14 protein-coding genes are annotated in these 20688 nt (G+C 41.6%); 11 read left to right on the forward strand and 3 right to left on the reverse strand.

The genetic code is table 11. The annotated features are described in order from the left end of the window. Positions 1-291: 291 nt before the first annotated feature. From AC07UV_RS06740 to AC07UV_RS06775, 8 genes are all read left to right on the forward strand, one after another. Entirely contained in the window at positions 292-1605 is a 1314-nt protein-coding gene (locus AC07UV_RS06740) for a PDZ domain-containing protein (RefSeq protein ID WP_495183129.1), read from the forward strand. Between the two features lie 462 nt (positions 1606-2067). Continuing rightward, positions 2068-3459, forward strand: a complete 1392-nt coding sequence (locus AC07UV_RS06745; protein ID WP_495183130.1) for an RtcB family protein — start codon at positions 2068-2070, stop codon at positions 3457-3459. A 6-nt stretch (positions 3460-3465) separates the two neighbouring features. After that, entirely contained in the window at positions 3466-4086 is a 621-nt protein-coding gene (gene prfH / locus AC07UV_RS06750) for a peptide chain release factor H (RefSeq protein ID WP_495183131.1), read from the forward strand. 314 nt (positions 4087-4400) lie between these two features. Further along, positions 4401-7631, forward strand: coding sequence for a SusC/RagA family TonB-linked outer membrane protein (locus tag AC07UV_RS06755; RefSeq protein WP_495183132.1), 3231 nt, complete (start codon positions 4401-4403; stop codon positions 7629-7631). 50 nt (positions 7632-7681) lie between these two features. Further along, the gene (locus AC07UV_RS06760) at positions 7682-9184 is read left to right on the forward strand and encodes a SusD/RagB family nutrient-binding outer membrane lipoprotein (RefSeq protein WP_495183133.1); all 1503 of its coding nucleotides are present in this window, start codon (positions 7682-7684) and stop codon (positions 9182-9184) included. 480 nt (positions 9185-9664) lie between these two features. Next, positions 9665-10546: a methylisocitrate lyase gene (prpB, locus tag AC07UV_RS06765; RefSeq protein WP_282255161.1), complete on the forward strand. Its 882-nt coding sequence runs from the start codon at positions 9665-9667 to the stop codon at positions 10544-10546. A gap of 68 nt (positions 10547-10614) precedes the next feature. Further along, positions 10615-11766 (forward strand): bifunctional 2-methylcitrate synthase/citrate synthase, encoded by a 1152-nt coding sequence (gene prpC / locus AC07UV_RS06770; protein ID WP_495183134.1) that lies wholly within the window; start codon positions 10615-10617, stop codon positions 11764-11766. A 153-nt stretch (positions 11767-11919) separates the two neighbouring features. Next, entirely contained in the window at positions 11920-13371 is a 1452-nt protein-coding gene (locus tag AC07UV_RS06775) for a bifunctional 2-methylcitrate dehydratase/aconitate hydratase (protein ID WP_495183135.1), read from the forward strand. A gap of 218 nt (positions 13372-13589) precedes the next feature. On the opposite strand, the gene AC07UV_RS06780 is transcribed toward AC07UV_RS06775, so the two are convergent. Further along, positions 13590-15704 (reverse strand): 3-hydroxyacyl-CoA dehydrogenase NAD-binding domain-containing protein, encoded by a 2115-nt coding sequence (locus AC07UV_RS06780; RefSeq protein ID WP_495183136.1) that lies wholly within the window; start codon positions 15702-15704, stop codon positions 13590-13592. Positions 15705-15735: 31 nt separating this feature from the next. Beyond that, the gene (locus tag AC07UV_RS06785; RefSeq protein WP_495183137.1) at positions 15736-16914 is read right to left on the reverse strand and encodes an acyl-CoA dehydrogenase family protein; all 1179 of its coding nucleotides are present in this window, start codon (positions 16912-16914) and stop codon (positions 15736-15738) included. Positions 16915-17297: 383 nt separating this feature from the next. On the opposite strand from AC07UV_RS06785, the gene AC07UV_RS06790 reads away from it, so the two are divergent. Beyond that, on the forward strand, positions 17298-18476 hold the full coding sequence (locus AC07UV_RS06790) for a thiolase family protein (RefSeq protein WP_495183138.1): 1179 nt from the start codon (positions 17298-17300) through the stop codon (positions 18474-18476). A gap of 96 nt (positions 18477-18572) precedes the next feature. On the opposite strand, the gene AC07UV_RS06795 is transcribed toward AC07UV_RS06790, so the two are convergent. Beyond that, positions 18573-18791 carry a hypothetical protein gene (locus AC07UV_RS06795; protein WP_046672939.1) on the reverse strand — a complete coding sequence of 73 codons (219 nt, stop codon included), beginning with the start codon at positions 18789-18791 and terminating at the stop codon, positions 18573-18575. Between the two features lie 392 nt (positions 18792-19183). Between AC07UV_RS06795 and AC07UV_RS06800 the strand changes: the two genes are divergently transcribed. Beyond that, positions 19184-19918, forward strand: a complete 735-nt coding sequence (locus tag AC07UV_RS06800) for a histidine kinase (protein WP_495183139.1) — start codon at positions 19184-19186, stop codon at positions 19916-19918. Continuing rightward, on the forward strand, positions 19908-20633 hold the full coding sequence (locus AC07UV_RS06805) for a LytR/AlgR family response regulator transcription factor (RefSeq protein WP_282255149.1): 726 nt from the start codon (positions 19908-19910) through the stop codon (positions 20631-20633). Before AC07UV_RS06800 ends, AC07UV_RS06805 begins: the two co-directional genes overlap by 11 nt. Positions 20634-20688 lie beyond the last annotated feature (55 nt).

A 20688-nucleotide genomic window follows, 5' to 3' on the forward strand; every position in this document is an offset into this window, starting at 1 on the left:
TCTAGGCCATTTCTAGGCTAGTTCTTCGAGACTTCTTCGTACTTTCTAGGGGCCTTCCTTGGGACTGCTTTGCTATTTCTTTGCTGTTTCTTTGGTATAATGGCAATAAAATAGCCTTCAAACGGCAGAGAAATGGCAAAGCAAGTGGTATGTTGTCCCAAGTAAAGTGATAAGAATGTTCGAATAAATGCTCGTAAAGTTGATGGAAAGATATATACAGCCTTTTTTTGTAGAAACCTTTTTTATTATGAGAATTCTTGTTTAAATTGGAAATACCAAATATAAACTTGGATGAAAGCAGTATTTTTATCTTTTGCATTATTCTGTTCCTTTTTTGCCTTGGGGCAAGATCGCTTTGTTTTGAAAGAAAAAAAGAAGGTTAGATTCCCGTTTCTATTTGTTCATAATCTGGTTATTATCCCCGTTCAGGTAAATGGGTATACGATGAATTTCTTGCTGGATACAGGAGTCAAGGAGACCATGATATTCGGAGAAACCCTGAAATCGATTGATAGTGCAGTCTTCGTTAATAAGTTTCAGGGCTTGGGCAAGGACGAGGGGTTGGATGGTTATCTATCTGTCAATAATAAGGTTAGCGTTGCTAATGTATATGAGGATATGGATCAACCCATCTATATCCTTAAAAATGCACATATTGACATTTCTACCCGTATCGGGGTGGAGGTAAATGGCATTATGGGGAGCCGTTTTTTTAGTGATCACGTTGTTGAGATGGATTTTTTGAAACACCGGATTACCCTTTACCAAAAGGGTGAGTATCCCAAAGGACTCGCAAAGATGCAACGTCTCCCGCTCGATATTTTAAATAGCAGACCGTATATCTCAGTTGCTTTTAATCAGGATTCCGCAGATATTGAAGGCCGTGTATTGATTGACATGGGTAATAGTGATGCGTTGATGCTTATTCCGTCCAAATTGACTGATTTTGCAATCAAACCTCCTTTTATTGACGACTACATCGGCCAGGGATTCAATGGCGAAATCTATGGGAAAAGAAATCGGATCAAATCCTTGGAACTGGGACCATTTAAGATGAATTATCCTTTGGTAGCCTATCCAGAATTGAGCTCTACACAACATGCAACTTTTGTGAATGAACGAATAGGTTCCGTTGGAAACGAACTCCTGCGTAGGTTTAAGGTGATTTTCGATTATCCCAATAATGTAGTTTATCTCCAAAAAAACAGAAACTTTGATAAATTCTATTACTTAAACATGAGCGGCCTCGAAATCATACATGATGGTATTAAATATGAGAAAGAGGAGGTACCTGTCTATTTAAAGAAAGATGGCGGGACAGAGATTCGTATGGACAATAGTGTACAGTATCGCTTTGTACTGAAAAATATGTATAAAATTGCAACTGTTCGGGCAGGTTCACCAGCAGCAATTGCCGGATTAAAACCGGATGATAAGGTGTTGAAAATCAATGGGCGTTCGGCTTCTTCCTATTCTTTGGAAACTATTCATACGCTTTTCAAATCAGAGGAGGGTAAAGAAATTCGATTTAAGATCGAAAGAGATGGACAAATGATGGAATATACTTTCTTTTTAAAGGATCCATTACCTTTTAATGCAAATTAAATTTTGTAAAATTTGGAAAAGTGAACGAAACTTATTTACCTTTGCTGTCGATATTAATTTTTAAACAATTTAAAGACGAAGAACTATGTTGGTCTCCAAGATTAAAACAAAAAGCGCTTTTGCAGCAAATGGATTTGCTGAAAGCATTCTTCGTGCTTTTCTTCACATATAACGTACTCGTTACGACATGAAAAAAAGCCCGAGGATCATTCGGGTTTTTTATTGCCTTCTATTTTCTCTTTAGCCAGCTTATGCGAGACACATTGTGACCGGCCTATGGCATATCGTATGGACCATTATGTGCATCAATGAAGATGGTTCGTAACCTTTTTGTTCATTATACAAAATACAAAGCTCTGGCAGCTGGCAAATAGCTATTCAAGAAAAAGAAAACCCGAATATTTAAATGGTCTATCCCTGAGATGGATAGGACAGTATATTAAGTTTTTTTTAAAAAAGAATATGGGAAGTAAATTATCGGGGAAAGACCTTATTAAAATCGGTTTTCCACAGAATAATATAATGAATGTAGCCTTAGGGCTAATCACACGTTACCGAAGAGGAGAAAAGAAAGAAAACATCCTTTTGGAAGCAAAGAAGGTGCTCGAAGCGCCTGAAAAATTTAGAGAAGATGCTGTTTGGGCCAAGCTTGCTGAAGGTTTGATTCAACCGGTTGAGGCGCGCAAGCAACAGCTCAGTAAGCAAATGGCGCCATTTACCATCTTTGGTGAAAATGAAATTGATGAGCAAGCCAAAAGGCAGTTGTATGAGGCCTTGAAGCTGCCTATAGCGTGTCAAGGAGCATTGATGCCAGACGCACACATGGGGTATGGTTTGCCTATTGGCGGGGTGCTAGCAACTGATAATGCCGTAATACCTTATGGAGTAGGTGTGGATATTGGCTGTCGAATGAGTCTGTCTATCTTTGACCTACCTGCGAGTTATTTCAAAGGGCGAGAATTCCAGTTGCGCAATATACTGAAGGAGAATACCCGATTCGGTATGTACGATACACATCGTGAGAAACAGGACCATGCTATTTTTAGCAGATCGGAATTTAAAGATATTCCTTTGTTGAAATCACTGTTGGATAAGGCTTATAGACAGCTTGGAACTTCGGGTGGTGGAAATCACTTTGTAGAATTCGGTGTGGTTGAATTACATCAGGTTCGTTCCGAGTGGGGGATTAACTCTGGGGCTTATCTGGCGGTCCTGTCACACAGCGGATCCCGTGGTTTGGGAGCCAATATCGCTAAACAATACACAAATTTAGCCGCAAAACAATGCCCTCTACCACGTCATGTACAACATTTAGCCTGGTTGAATCTGGATACCCAGGAAGGTCAGGAGTATTGGCTAGCAATGAACCTAGCCGGTGATTATGCTCAAGCCTGCCATGAGGATATCCATAGGCGCTTGGCAAAAGCTTTGGGTGAACGCCCTGTGTTGACAATTGAAAACGACCATAATTTTGCGTGGCGGGAAATGGTCGATGGAAAGGAATGTATTGTGCATCGCAAAGGAGCAACCCCGGCAGGACAGGGAGAATTGGGAATTATTCCGGGATCTATGACCGCACCGGGTTTTATTGTTGAGGGGCGAGGGAATCCTTTGAGTATCCAATCGGCTTCACATGGTGCTGGACGTATAATGTCCCGCGCTGCCTGTAAAAGTAGCCTCACCAAAAGTGCCATGCTCAAAGAATTGGAAAAGCATGGTGTGGAGTTAATTGGTGGGGCGCTGGATGAAGCTCCACATGCCTATAAAGATATACATCGTGTAATGGGCTTGCAAAATGAGTTGGTTAATGTACTTGGGACATTCAGACCGAAGATTGTTCGTATGGATAAATAAGGCGGGATGGAAAAGTATATTTTAATTAGTTCAGGACGAGGTCCTAGAGAGTGTAATTTAGCCGTTCAACTGGTTTTGGAAAGAATACTGGCAGAAGCGGATCAATATGCCGTACAGATCGAGACAGTGGAAGTGGAGAAAATAGATGGGCTGCCATGCTCGTTTGTATTAAAATTGAGCGGTAGAGAAATCGCCGTGTTCATGGAACGTTGGATAGGTACAATCTGCTGGATTTGCCAAAGTCCTTTTCGACCGAACCATCGGCGTAAAAATTGGTTTGTGGAGTTGAAGGACTGGTATCCGGCAAAAAGTGCCGCGCAAATGAATCTAAAAGATGTGCAATTCAAAACAATGCGGAGCAGTGGTGCTGGCGGGCAGCATGTGAATAAAGTGAGCTCGGCTGTCCGTGCGACCCATCTTCCCACAGGATTGATGGTGCAGGTAATGGATACCCGTTCCCAATTGCAAAATAGAGAAATTGCTGTTTTGCGTTTGGAGGAACAGCTGATGGCGCTTGAACGATTACAAAAGGCCGCATCGGAAAATCAGCGCTGGAAAGAGCAGATTGCTATTGAAAGAGGCAATTCAAAGCGCATTTTCTTTGGGCCTAAATTTAAAGAACAGTAATCATTTCTCCATAGACTAGAGATAGTGGCAATCTGAATTTCTTTGTATCGGTAAATAATCTGTTTAAGCCCTGTTCATTTGTAATCAGGGCTTAATTTTTACCCAGACGTAGTGATTTCAGTCTATTAAGGGGTACAATAAGGGAGCATTTGATGCTTGTTGGATAGCCTATTTTTCAATTAGCCAAGTCTGGCGGAAATAATTTAACATTTGATGTTAAGATGTGGGCAATACTGGGTAATATACTCCTGTGTTCTACTTTGATATTTATATAAATTGGTTGTTGTAAAAACATTTTAAAACTAACTAAACTTATGAACAAAAGAAGTATTGCGATACTAGCATCCAATATACTAGTATGTTCTGCGCTCTACGCTCAAACAGCAGTCAAAGGAAAGATAGTGGATCAGGATGGCAAACCCATTCCGGGCGTATCCGTATCTATTAAGGACGGACCAGGCACACAGACAGGTGCTGATGGCGGTTTTTCGCTGACCTATACAAACGGAACGGTCTTAAATATCAGCGTAATCGGCTATAAGCCCAAACAAGTACAAATCAATAATCAAACTGTTGTCAATGTCACGCTAGAATCCATGATGGAAAATCTGGATGAGGTCGTAGTGACTGCCCTTGGGATTACACGGGAAAAAAAATCCTTGGGTTATGCAATGCAGGAAGTAAAAGCAAAGGAATTGACTGATGCAGGGCAACATAGTCTTACAGGTGCATTGGCGGGTAAAGTGGCCGGTGTTCAGGTGAATCAATTTGGTGGTGCTATAGGATCTTCAGCGAGGATCTCTATCCGCGGTAATACTTCCTTGCAAAAAGATCAACAGCCACTAGTCGTCATTGACGGTATTCCAGTGACAAATAATGCGCAACGTAGCGGTGATAACACTTACTCAGGCGTAGACTACGGTTCTGGACTCAATGATATTAATCCAGATGATATTGAAAGCATCAACGTCTTAAAAGGTGGCGCAGCCGCACTTTACGGTATGCGTGCCGGTACCGGTGTTATTATGATCACGACCAAATCTGGTAAACGGGCCGAAAATGGTGTGCAGATATCGTATGACGGAAATTTTTCTATTGATAGAGCCGCTAATTTGCCAAAATACCAGAATTTATATGGTCAAGGATCTAGAGGTGATGAATATAGCTATAAAACCAATGGTGGTGGTCTTTCGTACCAAGATTATGTTTTAAAAAATTCATTTAGTTATGTTGATGGAACTGGATCTAATGGTGTTAACGATGGAATTGATGAGTCATGGGGGCCTCGAATGGATATGGGATTATTAATTCCGCAATTCAATAGTCCTGTTGTGAATGGTGTGCGTCAAGCTACACCATGGAATTCCCATAAAAATAATGTCAAAGAATTCTTCCAAACTGGTTTCTCTCAAAACCACAACCTGTCACTGCTTTCTAAGAGTGATCGCTCTTCGACACGGGCCTCAATATCATTTAGGGATCAGAGAGGAACGGTCCCTAATACAGATCAGAAGAAATATACCGCGCAACTCAATAATGATTATAAGATCAGCGATAAAGTTTCCTATGATATCATGGCCAACTTTACGCGTACAGAAAGTAATAATTTAGTAACCCAAGGTTATGATTCTGCTAACCCGATGAATGGCTTGATCTGGTTTGGTCGACAAGTGGACATGCAGGATCTGAAAAAGAACTGGGATCAGCGTGACGCACAGGGTAATTATACCTACTACAATTGGAATTCAGCTTATCATATGAATCCGTTTTATACAATGCACGAATCTCGGAATGCGCTTAAAATGAATCGTATTTTTGGAAAGACATCCTTGTTTTATCAACCCTTTGATTTCCTGAAATTTGAAGGCAGAGTCGGGTTGGATTACTATAATACACATATGTTTGAAACGACCTATTATAACTATGATAATAAAGATGGCAAATTCAATGATATAAAAAATAGTAATTCTGATTTTAATGCAGATTTTATTGCAAATTTCAACAAACAATTTGGGGATCTTAGTTTATCGGGGATTGTAGGTGCAAATTACCGGGATTATCAGTTTGAAACAAATACCCTTGGTGCTAAAGGATTAAATGTATTGGGTGTATATACTATTGCTAATAAGATTGGTGACGCCTATACCGTGATGGATCATGCAAAAGGTCGTTCCAATTCGATATACGCCCAAGCTAATCTAGGCTGGAAAGACCAATTGTATTTGGATTTAACGGCGCGTAACGATTGGTCTTCCACCTTGAAGAAATCTTTCTTTTATCCATCGGCAAGTTTAAGTTGGCTTCCAACGACTACTTTTGAGGGGCTAAAAAGCGACTACCTAAATTTTTGGAAACTACGATTTAATGTGGTGGGCGTCGGTAATGCAACAACTCCTTATTCGAATGGAAATTATTATTATGCACAGACAGATGCTTATAATAATTTGTCGCAAATGTATAAAAGTATGACCTACGCCATTGAAGGCCTAGAGCCGGAGGCAATTACATCCTATGAAATCGGAACGGAGCTGGGGATGTTTAAAGATCGTCTTCATTTGGATCTGACCTATTACCAAAAAATAAATAAGAATCAATTGCTTTCCGTACCAACCTCCAACGTTGTAGGATTTAGTAACATCTTCTTGAATGCTGGAGAAATAAGAAGTAAGGGCGTAGAAATCCAATTGAGGGGTGATATCCTCAGAAATGAAAATGGGCTAAATTGGACAACAACGGTCAATTTCTCAAAGGATAAAAATAAGGTGGTTGAACTCTATCCGCAATTGGATTTGAACGATCTTAGATTAGGCTGGACATGGGGTATTTCCAATATGGCCTCAATAGGGCAACCCTGGGGTACACTAGTCGGGCCAGGTTATGATCGAGTAGAAGATGGACCAATGAAAGGGGCGATAAAAGTAGCGGATAACGGGCTGATAGATAAGCCTCTTAGTGCTCAAGTGCTCGGAAATGTTGTTCCTGATTTTCTAGCTTCCATGCGAAATGATTTTACCATAAAAGATTTCAGATTTGGCTTTATGCTTGATTTCAGAAAAGGTGGCGATATTTGGTCGCAAACAATGTCGCATGGATACACAACCGGGATTGCAGAAATTACTGCTGCCGACGGCATTCGTGAACGCGCTATCGTTGCAGGTAAAGATGTGATGAAAAATGAACGATTCGCTATGAAGGTAGGGGATAATTGGGTTGAAAATACACTGGAAACCAGTGCACAGAGTTGGTATGAATTGGGGGGTGTTGCAGAAATGTATGTTTTTGATGGTTCGTTTCTGAAATTGAGAGAGGCTTATATTTCTTATAATTTACCAAAAGCTCTTTATAGTAGAATAAAAGGAATAAAACGTGCGAATGTCTCTATCACTGGAACCAATTTAGCGCTGCTTTGGGTACATAAATCCAATACCATGCGCTTGGATCCAGAGAGTGGAGGGGTGTCAAGTGATTCGCGTGGCGTAGGCTTTGAGCAGGCTTCTGTCCCTAATTCAAGAAGTATAGGTCTTAAACTTGGTTTTACATTTTAATCCATACAAAAGTTTGAAATTTAAAATCCAACAAAAACAAATTTATAGTTATGAACACTTTTATTAAAAAACTAAAATATACGCCCCTTTTAGCAATGCTTTTGGTCTCAGGATGTACCAAAAATTTTGAGGAAATTAATACGGATCCCGATGCGTTGAAAGATGTCCCACCACAAAATATGCTGGTCAATGTACTACGAAATGCAGGTGAGCAATTTGGTGGGGATGTGGATGGCTATGGCACCTTTGCGGGCTATATTGTCAAAATTCAATACCCAGACAACTTAAGCGGATTGATTCCAACAGATAATACTTACGGAAATCGTTGGGCAGCCTGTTATTACAATATTACGCAAATGAACGATTTGTTGAAAAAAACAGACGATAAGGCAGCAGGTTTTAAAAACATTCGGATTGTCGCACGGATATGGAACAATTATATGTGGTCTTATTTGTTGGATGGCTGGGGTGATATTCCCTATTCGGAGGCTTTTAAAGGTAGGCCCGAAGATGGTTCGGTTTTGAAAGCCAAATATGACAAACAGGAAGATGTTTTCCCGGCGGTATTGGCAGATCTTAAAGCATTGGCAGATGAACTTGCTGCCGGGATTGGCACAGACGAACTTGGAGAATATGATATTATATACGGGTCAAAAGAGACTGGAGCTGCAGCTTTAAAGGCTCAGATGTTGAACTGGCAAAAGTTCTGTAATTCACTTCGTTTGCGTATGGCTACACGTATTTCTGCGGTTGCTCCAGCTTTGGCAAAATCTACTATTGAGGAAATCGCTGGAAATAAACTGAAATATCCAGTTATTGAAACAAATGCTGAAAATTGTCGCATGGTGTATCCTGGTACTTTGCCTTATATGGAGCCTTGGTATGAATCTGGAATATATGGCAATCGTCTCAATAACTGGGGGATGTTTGATATTTTCATTGATCATTTGAATACAACGAAAGATCCGAGAATAGCGTCGATAGCACGAAAAAATAATGCAGGTAAGTATGTCGGCTTTATAAATGGTTCCGAAAATAATCCAAATCCGTTTACTTCCATTTCCTGGATTGGTGAGCATTATGTCAATGACCCCGCGGGAGCTACACCATTTTATCGAGCCTGTGAAACTTATTACATGTTGGCAGAAGCAGCTTTATCCGGATATAACGTGGGAATAGCAGCAAAAGATGCCTACGAAAAAGCGGTGACATTATCTATGCAAGACAATAAAATTGAGACGTCAGCCATTACCACCTATCTTGCGGGAGCAGGTAAGTTTAATGGAACCAAAGAACGTGTTTATTGGGATATGTGGGTAGCCCTATTTAAAGAAAACTATGAAGCTTGGAGTTTATATAGACGAACAGGAATTCCAACGACAAACTATCCTTCTAAACTTCAGAAAAAACATACTGACCAACCATGGCGTTTACCTTATCCGAATAATGAATATTTATATAATGCGGATAACGTCAAAGCTGCTGCTACAGGGACAGTGGATTACAACTGGGGAAAACGCTTATGGTGGGCAAAAGATAATGGAAAAGAATAGGTGTTGCCGTAAGGAAACAAAAAATATATTTAAGGCTTATTGAAAAATGTCGTTTTTCTTTTAATCTAAATCGAACTGAAAAGCCCTGATCACACTGATCAGGGCTTTTCTGATTTTTGAAATCCAAAGTCCAATGTAATTTAGCCATAAGCAGCTTGTCGAATGGTCAGTAGACTATTGGTTGATCGTTAGTGTTAGTCTGAATCGCGAATTGCAACCAAATAACTTAGATGCTGTTTGAAAATTATATTGCTTGCTTATCTGCTAGGTTTTGAAACTGTTTATTTCCATATTTTCTTCTGTTAAAAGCTTGAAATGTAGAAAATAATTTGTTGAAATGCCATGATAATTAGTATCTTTAGAATGAACGATTGAATTATATATTGTTCAAACTAAAATAAACTTAGATACTGTTTGTGGGCTCTGGAAGGATTTTTTCTTGCAGAACTTATGGACTGTGGAATTTCAAATTTCAATGATATGATAGATTCTCCAGGCTTCCTTTTTCAGGAAGCAATTAAGCAAGAAAAGCCCTTACAGGTTGTTGGAACCATTAATGCAAACCATGCGCTTTTGGCTGAACAAGCTGGTTTTAAAGCTATCTACCTCTCCGGAGGCGGTGTTGCTGCGGGATCGCTCGGTATACCTGATTTGGGTATCACAACGCTTCAAGATGTATTAATTGACGTGGAGCGCATTACGAATGTCTGTAAGCTCCCTTTAATGGTCGATATTGACACCGGTTTTGGACCTTCGGCCTTTAATGTTGCACGTACCATAAAAAGCTTGATTAAAGCCGGGGCTGCGGCCGTACATATGGAAGATCAGGTGGGAGCCAAGCGCTGTGGTCACCGGCCAGGGAAGGAGCTGGTTTCAAAAGATGAGATGGTCGATCGCCTGAAAGCTGCTGTGGATGCCCGGACGGATCCTCATTTTGTCATTGGCGCACGTACCGATGCGCTTGCTTCAGAAGGACTTGATCGGGCTCTAGAACGTGCTGTCGCCTACAAAGAAGCTGGTGCTGATTTTATTTTTGCAGAAGCCGTACACAATCTGGATCAATATATGCAGTTCAGCAGAATAACCGGGCTTCCGATACTTGCCAACATTACGGAGTTTGGACAGACACCTTTGTTTAATCTTGATGAACTTCGGCATGCAGATGTGTCCATTGTGCTTTACCCCTTATCGGCATTTCGTGCAGCCAATAAGGCCGCAACTGATGTGTATCAGCATATCCGGAAAGATGGTGGTCAGGCCGCTGTCATCGATCGCATGCAGACACGCGATGAGTTGTATCGGAGCATAGATTACTATGCTTACGAAGATCGCCTGGATCAACTGTTCAATACTAAATCATAAGAATTTCAAACCGAATGCAGGCGCGTACTTTACTGTTTAAGATACACGCCAATAAATAATATATTCCGATGAAAGAGACAAACGATACTGGTTTTAAACCCAAAAAAAGCGTAGCACTTTCTGGTGTTCCTGCCGGAAATACAGCCTTGAGTACTGTTGGAAAAAGTGGTAATGACCTCCATTATCGAGGCTATGATATTTTAGATCTGGCACATCAGGCCTCCTTTGAAGAAGTCGCCTATCTGTTGATTTACGGCAGCCTGCCTACACAGGCACAACTAACGACTTATCAAAGCCAGTTACTGAGCCAGCGAGGGTTGCCCATTACGGTACAGCAGGTGCTGAAACAGTTGCCATCTACTGCCCATGCGATGGATGTCTTGCGTACTTATGTGTCCTTTTTTGGGAGTGTGAATCCGGAAAAAGAAAATCATGCTTTGGCTGGTGCCAGAGATATCGCTAATCGCCTGATGGCCTCTATGGCCTCGGCTTTACTGTATTGGTTTCATTTCAGTCAAAATGGACGCGAAATTCAGGTCGAAACGGATGACACTACCCTGGGCGGGCATTTTCTGCATCTGCTACACGGCAAAGCGCCTTCCGAATCCTGGATTCGGGCTATGCAGATTTCGCTTAATTTATATGCTGAACATGAGTTTAATGCTTCCACGTTTACTGCGAGAGTGATTGCAGGGACTGGATCCGATATGTATTCTTGCATTGCTGGTGCAATCGGCGCATTACGTGGTCCCAAACATGGTGGTGCCAATGAAGTTGCTTTCGAGATCCAGAGCCGCTACGCCAATGCTGATGAGGCCGAAGCCGATATTCGGAAGCGGCTGGAAAATAAAGAAGTTATTATCGGTTTCGGACATCCTGTCTATACCATTTCGGATCCAAGGAATCAGGTGATTAAACAGGTCGCCAAGGAATTATCAGAAGAGGCTGGCGATATGACGCTTTACCTGATCGCCGAGCGCCTAGAAAAGGTGATGTGGGAAGAAAAAAGGATGTTCCCCAATTTAGATTGGTACTCAGCAGTATCTTATCACCTGATGGGGATTCCAACCGAAATGTTCACGCCGCTGTTTGTACTTTCGCGTATCACGGGCTGGTCCGCTCACGTCTTTGAACAACGTCAAGATGGAAAAATCATTCGGCCAAGTGCAAATTATATCGGTCCCGATGACAGACCTTTCGTGCCCATCTCTGCGAGATAGTGCAATAGAATGTTTAGTGTGAAAAATAAAACGGAAAGAAATCGTTTGCATCTCGCATTGAAGAAACAGTGCCGTGTTTTTTCTGATCATTGATGCAGATGCTTCCTGGAAAAATAAATTGAAAAGAACAACAGCCTTATAAGAAAAAAAATAATGAGTTCAACGATATCAAATGAAAGACCACAGCCAGATCAGGTTCTGGTGTCTATTGTGGATTATGTGTTAAATTACAAGATAGAAAGTAAAGTTGCATGGAATACAGCTTTTTACTGTTTTATGGATACCATAGGCTGTGGGTTGGAAGCGCTGACCTATCCAGCCTGTACCAAATTATTGGGACCTGTTGTGCCCGGTACGATTGTTCCCAATGGGGCAAAGGTACCGGGAACGAATTATCAACTGGATCCCATACAGGCTGCATTTAATATTGGTACCATCGTTCGTTGGTTGGATTTTAATGATACCTGGTTGGCTGCGGAGTGGGGGCACCCATCGGACAATCTTGGAGGTATTCTGGCTACCGCGGACTGGCTGAGCAGAACACAGATTGCGAAAGGAGAGAAATCCCTAAAGGCAAAACAGGTGCTTGAAGCGATGATTATGGCACATGAGGTTCAAGGCGTATTAGCACTTGAAAATTCCTTTAATAAAGTGGGATTAGATCATGTAATTTTGGTAAAGGTTGCTTCGACAGCCGTTGTTGGTAAACTTTTGGGCCTCAGTCGAGACGAATTGCTGAATGCGGTTTCATTGGCCTTCGTCGACGGACAGGCTTTGCGGACGTATCGCCATGCACCTAATACAGGAAGCCGTAAATCTTGGGCTGCAGGAGATGCAACTTCGCGTGCAGTACGCCTTGCATTAATTGCACAAACGGGTGAAATGGGGTATCCATCTGTGTTAACAGCACCCGTATGGGGTTTCTATGACGTTTCATTTAAAGGCAACCCATTTAAATTTCAGCGCGATTATGGATCTTATGTGATGGAGAATATTCTATTTAAGATTTCTTTCCCGGCTGAATTTCATGCGCAGACCGCTGCCGAAGCAGCAATGCAATTGCACCAGCAGTTAAAAGAGTTTGGGAAAAGCAGTAATGATATTGAGCGTGTTACCATTCGTACACATGAGGCCGCAATTCGAATCATCGACAAGAAGGGACCGTTGCATAATCCGGCCGATCGGGATCACTGTATCCAATATATGGTTGCCGTACCTTTAATCTTTGGACGTTTGACAGCGGAGGATTACGAAAACCATATTGCACTGGACCCACGTATTGATGCACTGCGGGACAAAATTTTCTGTGTTGAAGATCCTCAGTTTACAATTGATTATCATGATCCACAAAAACGGGCGATCTCAAATGCCCTGACGGTGGTATTAAAGGATGGAACAGTATTGCCGGAGCTAGTGGTGGAATATCCGATTGGACATCCGAGACGTCGGCAAGAGGGGATTCCTAAATTGATCGAAAAGTATAAAACGAATCTTGCTCGTGTATTTTCTGAAAAACAGCAAAAACAATTGCTCGAGGCGACTTTGGATTACGATACCTTCATTGATCTGGATGTATCCGAACTGATGGATCTCCTTGCCCGCTAAATAAAAATGTCATTGATCGATAGCAGGCATTACTATCGATCAATGACTTTCTTAGAAATCTTATTTAATGGATGAGTTTTAGCCTAATACAAACAACTTGTTTGCTCTAGATGGTTCGTGCTAAAGTGCTTCCGCTCAATTTAGAAATTGTTTCCTGGTTATTCGAGTACCGTTTCTGATATACACTTGTTTCTTAGCAAACATATAATTGTTTCAATTTAAGATTCCTTTTCCGACCAATTTGAACTAAAACCTGTATAAAATTTAAAATTCCTGTCCGCACGTTCTATTAACGAACGGGGGACTTCCCATTGTTCACCCAAGTGTAGAAACGACTGACATTCCTGTACAAAGACAGGAAGGGTTGTAAGGTCGATATGTCCAAATACACCACCGGTATGTGCTGCGTAGCCTACACCGAGGATGGAGCCGATATCACCATCAATAGGTTTTTCCAATACACCTTCTTCGAGACAACGGTAGCTATCAAGGGCCATGACATGAAGGAGCCTCTTTTGTATTATACCAGAGGAAGGAGATTCGCCTGATGCGGGTAGTGCGGGGTTCTGCCAGACTTTTTTCGTTCTGGAGACAGGATCATAATCGTAGAATCCATGGCCGGATTTTCTGCCTTTTCTACCATTTTTAATCATCTTGTTTAAATGGGCATACGCACGTCGCTGACTGTTATGCAAAGTTGGAAACTGATCGTAGACATGCAGCATCAGTTCTAATGAAATTTCATCGAGTACCGCTAATGGTCCAACAGCAAATCCAGCCTGTATTGCCTCTTCTTCAATCTGACTTGCAGGAATACCTTCCAGCAACATGGTGATCGCCTCCAGTAGGTAGTTGAAGAAAATACGGGATGTAAAGAATCCGGGACCGTCATGTACAACAATGGGAATCTTACCGAGGCGTAAAGCGATTGCGATTGCTTTTTGCATTGTTACCTGATCGGTTTGTGTGCCGCATATAATTTCGACCAATGGCATCCGATCCACTGGGGAGAAGAAATGCATGCCGATAAAACGCGCTGGCCGATCCGTTGCGGCAGCCAATGCTGTAATGGGCAATGACGTTGTATTGGATGCGAAAAAACCATTTTCGGCAAGATAGGGAAGGCTTTCTCGGGTTACTTCAGCTTTTAACTCCAGGTCTTCAAATACCGCTTCAATAATAAGGTCAGCATCGACAAGATCAGCAACTTGGTCGCTGGGTTGAATATTGGTTAAAAGCGTCTGTTGTTGCAAGCTGTTTATTTGGCCCTGTGCAAGTAATTTATCGCAAAGTTTGGTAGAATAAGCTTTTCCTTGCTCTGCCTGAGGTCTGTTTACATCTTTTAAAACAACGGAAATGCCTGCTTTGGCTGCTTCATACGCGATGCCGGATCCCATCATACCTGCACCCAGAATTCCTATTTTTTTGATCGTATAGTTACCGAGTGATTTGATACGGTCAAGATGTTGTGCCTGTAGAATTCCTTCATACAGTGTTCTGACCATGTGGAGCGGCTCAGGGGCACTTAATACCTCATGATATAGCATTGTTTCGGATTCCACAGCTTCAGTAAAAGATAGCAATTGGCTTGTTTTTAATAACTGTACAATAGCATTAGTACCGGGTAACAATCCTCTTGTTTTCTTTAAAGCAGCAGCGCAAGCTTCTTCAAATGCAGCGGAGACTGCTACTGGGCCAGGGATGGAAATGGTGGTTTTTGAATTTTCAAGAATCCAGTTCTTTGCCAGCATTAGGCTCTGCTCGATATCCGTTGTTATCTCATTCACTAAGCCCAGTTCCAGAGCCTCTTTGTTTGAGATGAGTTTCGCTTGGGTCAACAGGTTCAACGCAGCAGTAGAACCTATGAGTTGAGGTAAGTTAATAGTCGTCGCAAAGCCGGTAAATAGGCCAAATTTACTCTCAGGAAAGCCCATTTTGACCTGTGGACCTGCAATACGGTAGTCTGACCAGAGCATCGTTGCTAAACCGATGCCCGTGCAATTGCTATCCAAGATCGATACAATAGGTTTGCCCAAGGCTTTCAATTGCAATGCCTTCCATGTGGTTTTCCGTATGCTCTCGGGATCGAGTTGACCATTGGAAACCTGATCAAATAATCGGACGTAATCGGTCTGCTTGGTATTTATTGGACAGGTATAGATCAATCCGCGGACTTCTTTTTCATTTAGTACACGAGCCACCAGGTCGACAAACTCTTGTATACGATCAAGAATTGTTGACTCCTCGGTTGCTATGTCTGCCAATGGTTTTATGGTGACAATATCTTGATTGTCCTGTTCGATATGAAAAAATGGGTGTACCTGATAACTCATTATGCTGAACTGCTTTTTGTATTGAAAATGTTTATGTTAAGCTGGGTTTGTTTGATTGATAGTTAACCTTGTCAATCGTCATCTTGGCAATGATTTCCAGCATAATCTCGGATGTTCCGCCAATGATCGTCCCGACCCGTACATCCCGATATAGACGGGCGATTTTGTAATCTTCGGTGAATCCATAGCCGCCAAATAACTGGAGGCATTGGCTTACGACCTCTACGGCAAGTTCGCTGGCTTGCAGTTTGGCTATGGAACAATCCTGAACGGCATATTCACCTTGGTTTTGGAGATCGCAGCACTGATAGACAAAAGCCCTTGTAGTTGCGATATCGGCGGCCATCTGGGCAATGCGGTGGCGAATGGCCTGAAACTCTTGGATCTTTTTACCGAATGCCTCCCGTTGACCAATATAATCCAGGGTGTACTGTAATGCGGAATCAGCTGTAGCTAGACTATGTATGGCGGCAGTCAAACGTTCCAATTGCAATCCGGCCATTAAATAAAGAAAACCATCACCTTCTTTTCCAATCAGGTTGGAAGCAGGGACTTTGACCTGATCAAAACCCAATTCGGCTGTATCCGAGGCATGCCAGCCTAATTTGTTGATTTTATTTGCCGAAACACCTTCGGCGTGCCTTTCTATCAGTAACAGGCTGATGCCTTTTGTTCCTTTTTCCGGATCGGTTTTAACCGCAGTAATAAAAAAATCGCCGTAGTAGCCATTGGTGATAAACGTTTTGGAGCCATTAACAATGTAGTGGTCGCCCGATCGGAGGGCAGTCGTTTTGATCTGTTTGACATCAGACCCTGCCCCAGGTTCGGTGATAGCAACAGCACTCACCATATCACCAGCGATCACAGGTCTGAGGTAATGTTGCTTGAGCTCCTCAGATGCATATTTTAATAGATAAGGAGCTGACATGTATTGGGTGACCAGAGCAGATATCGTGAATCCCCCCGAAAAACAATAGGATAGTTCTTCGCACAAAATCATCGAATAGTAAAAATCTAGGCCCAGGCCACCATATTCTTCCGGGAAGTTGAGTCCCATAAAACCCATATCACCCATTTTCTTCCAAATACTTCGATCTATTTCACCCTGCTGTTCCCATTGATCTACATGAGGGATGATTTCTTTGTGAATAAATGCCCGAATGGTCTCGCGAAAAATCTGATGTTCGGCTGTGAGTTTGCTTGCCTGCATAATTGTTTATTTTACTTTTGGTTATTGGTTTCAGTTACATGATTGCGGACTGAAAACGATTTGTCTTTTGCTTTATCTTGGCATAACATCACCCTCGTTATAAAGAGCGGAATGTCTAATCGAATTTAGCGAAAAGCGTTGGCTTTTCTACAAATATTTATTGTTTATTTTTTGTTAAATAGATTATGTAGGGAACTTTTTGCTCTGTTTTTTTTCTATTTATTTTGTTTTGGCCTAAAAAATAAAATAAGAGGGCTCGCTTGTTTGTGTTATATTTTTTATCTTTAGGAAAGGAATGATACCAGTTTTGGCTGATAAATCCTCAGGTGAATCGGGTAGCATGCCTATTGAATTCAAGGAAAAACAATTATAAACAGAATAACATGTCAAAAAGTGTATTTATCGTTGCGGCAAAGCGTACACCAATAGGAAGTTTTGGAGGTGGATTATCATCGGTTGCGGCGACAGCGCTGGGCGCTCATGCTGTCCGTGCTGTATTGGATGAGACTGGGATTGCTGCAGATCAAGTAGATGAAATTCTGATCGGTAGCGTTCTGCAAGCCGATTTGGGCCAAGCTCCCGCCCGTCAGGTTGCACGGCTTGCCGGCTTACCTGATCAAGTAACAGCGACTACAATAAATAAGGTCTGTGCCAGTGGAATGAAAGCTATCGCTTTGGCTGCACAATCTATTTTGTTGGGGGATGCCGATGTGATCATTGCCGGAGGTATGGAAAACATGAGTAGGGTTCCGTATTATGCGAACACAATGCGTTGGGGTGCCAAGTTCGGTGGACAGAGTTTCGTCGATGGCTTGCAACGGGACGGTTTAAGTGATGCCTATTCAAATGAACCAATGGGTAATTTTGCTGAATTATGTGCCGAGAAATATGGTGTTGGTCGGGCCGAACAGGATGATTATGCCATTAATTCCTATAAACGAAGCTTGGAAGCTTGGCAGAAGAATAAATTCATCAAGGAGGTCAGTCCCGTCGCTATCCAAGGACGCAAGGGCGAGCAGATAATCTCCAGGGATGAGGAATTTTCACAGGTCAATTTTGATAAAATCCCCGAATTAAAACCCGCTTTTAAGAAAGATGGAACAGTAACGGCTGCAAATGCATCGACATTAAGCGATGGGGCGGCTGCGCTATTATTAATGAGTGCTGAGAAGGTGAAGGAACTGGGGTTACAACCATTAGCTGAAATCATAGCCTACGCTGATGCAGAACAAGCGCCAGAATGGTTTACGACAAGTCCCGCTATTGTAACGGAAAAGGTCTTGAAAAAGGCTGGACTAACGAAAGATGATATTGACTATTTTGAATTTAACGAAGCTTTCTCTGTTGTAGCACTCGCAAACGCGAAAATTTTAGATATTCCAATGCGTAAGGTGAATATTTATGGGGGAGCAGTTTCGCTCGGTCATCCATTGGGTTGTTCTGGAGCGAGAATAGTTGTCACCTTGACGAGCATTTTACAACAGGAAGGCGGGACAATAGGACTTGCTGCAATTTGCAACGGTGGTGGTGGTGCTTCGGGAATGATTATAAAAAAACTATAATGCTTTGTCCAGATAAGTATTTATCTAAAAGTAAGTACTTATCTGGACGAAGCCTATTGTTTGGTTGATGACAATGTGCCAGAACATTGATTGAGGTTATTCCTCATAAAGGCGACTTGCCTCAACGCCATGAAGTGCAAGTTCAGACTCTATCTCAGTCGGATTGAGTCGGATGCCTTCAATGGTTAACAGGTTGTAAATAGAATCCAGATCTATTTTCCATTCATGGATACCATTTAATTTTTCAACAGCTTGTTTGATCTTGTCTACAAGACTGGGATGTTGTGCATTAGTTTCGAAAATGAGCTTTTCCATCGTGTTTCATATTAGGCCCGATTAGAACAAATCAGGCAGGTTTAACCAAAATAGCGTAGACAATCATTTGATCGGCTAATTACAATACTCTCAATATAAGAAGAATAATCTGAAATTAATAGTTTAAAGTGACTAAATTGTAATGAAACTGTTAATTTTTGTAATCAATACCTGCAAATTTTGTAGTTAATGAATAGCATTTTTTGTTCTGCGTTTTGAGCGGTATTGTCGCGTGAAAGGCGGGTTTAAGCCAGTCTCGAATAAGCGAATCTTCTTAACGGATTTAAGCAGAACTTGCGTGAAAAAAGCCAGCAGTTAATAGAGCGAAGATCACTTAGATCTTGTTTCATTTTTCATTACTAATGAAATTTTAATTAAGTTTGAGCGGAATCATGACTACTGAACTTTCCAATATAATTATCGTATTGCTGCTTGTAGCAGTCGTTGCCTTGTTGATTTCGTATGTATTATTAATACGGAAATACAAAAAGCTCAGGGTGGAAGAACGACGACATCAGGAACTTTTTAAACGGATGGATAACGAGCAGATGGATCATGTGCATCGCAATCGATTAAACCCACATTTGCTGAAAAATTCGCTCAATGGTATCCTTTCTCACGCCTATCAAACCTACTATACGATGGATAAGCTGGCTATGGTATTGGATTACGTATTATATGAAAGTGAGGAGGAGATGGTATCTCCAAAAGCGGAGATCGAGTTTGCCCGTAATTTAATTGAAGTTAATAAGGTTAAGTTGAGTCCCTTGTTTGACATGCGGGTTAAATTTGATATTGATGAATTGAACGAATCATTATTGGAACGCCCTTCACTGGTGCCATTGATGACTGTAGACCTCATCGAAAATGCATTTAAGCATGCGGATTTTCACCATCCTGACTCCTTTATTTCAATTGTACTTACCCTTCGCAATGGTCTGCTGGAATTGACTGTCAGCAATAAAATATCAAAGCGCTCACCCTTGTATAAAACCAAAGGTGGAATAGGAAGTAAGACTTTGGAGGAACGGCTGATGCTATATTATCCAGATAGACATGAATTAAAACGCTTTGTAGAACATGATGTCTATAACGCTTACCTTCAGATCCGATTGTATGAGAATTGAAAAAACGCTGAAATGCATTTTACTGGATGATGAGCTGCCGAGCTTACGGTTTTTGAAGATGCTTTGTGAACAAATTCCGGATCTGGAAGTGGTTAAAGCATTTAATGATCCAGTCGTTTTACTTAAAGAGTATAAAAGTTTAAACTTTGATTTCTGTATTTTGGATATTGAAATGCCTCAGTTTAATGGCTTTGATGTTGCTAAGGAATTGGAAGACTATCCCATCGTTTTCTCCACGGCCTATAAACAATATGCCAGCGATGCTTTTGATATCAATGCGGTGGATTACATGCGTAAGCCAATATCGCTGTCACGTTTACAGCAAGCGGTATTGAAAGTAGCACAGGTCATCAATAGCCGGCCAGCGGAGTCTTCTCCCTTTGCTCAATTCAATACCAATAAGGGTAAGGCAATACTTTACTTCAGTCAGATTGACTACATCCAGATCGCAGAAGTCGATAGCCGTGACAAGACGGTATTCCTCGGGGATGGATCTACCATTTTATTGAAAAATATCAGCTTCGATAGGTTACTCACGCTGTTGCCGGAACAGGATTTTATCCGTATCAACAAAAAGGAAATTATCGCGCTGAAAATTGTGAAATTCTTTTCAGCTGATGTGATCACCAGCAGTCTGGTCGATGAGCAGGATGCAGCTATTCTTTTTAGCTTGGGGGAGTCTTATAAAAAATCATTCCTCGAAAAATTTGCTTGATTACAAAATTAGAGGAGTTCATTACATATTTTCCTGTTCTTCCTGCCTGCTAAGG

This window comes from Sphingobacterium sp. GW821-FHT03E03, from assembly GCF_059420745.1.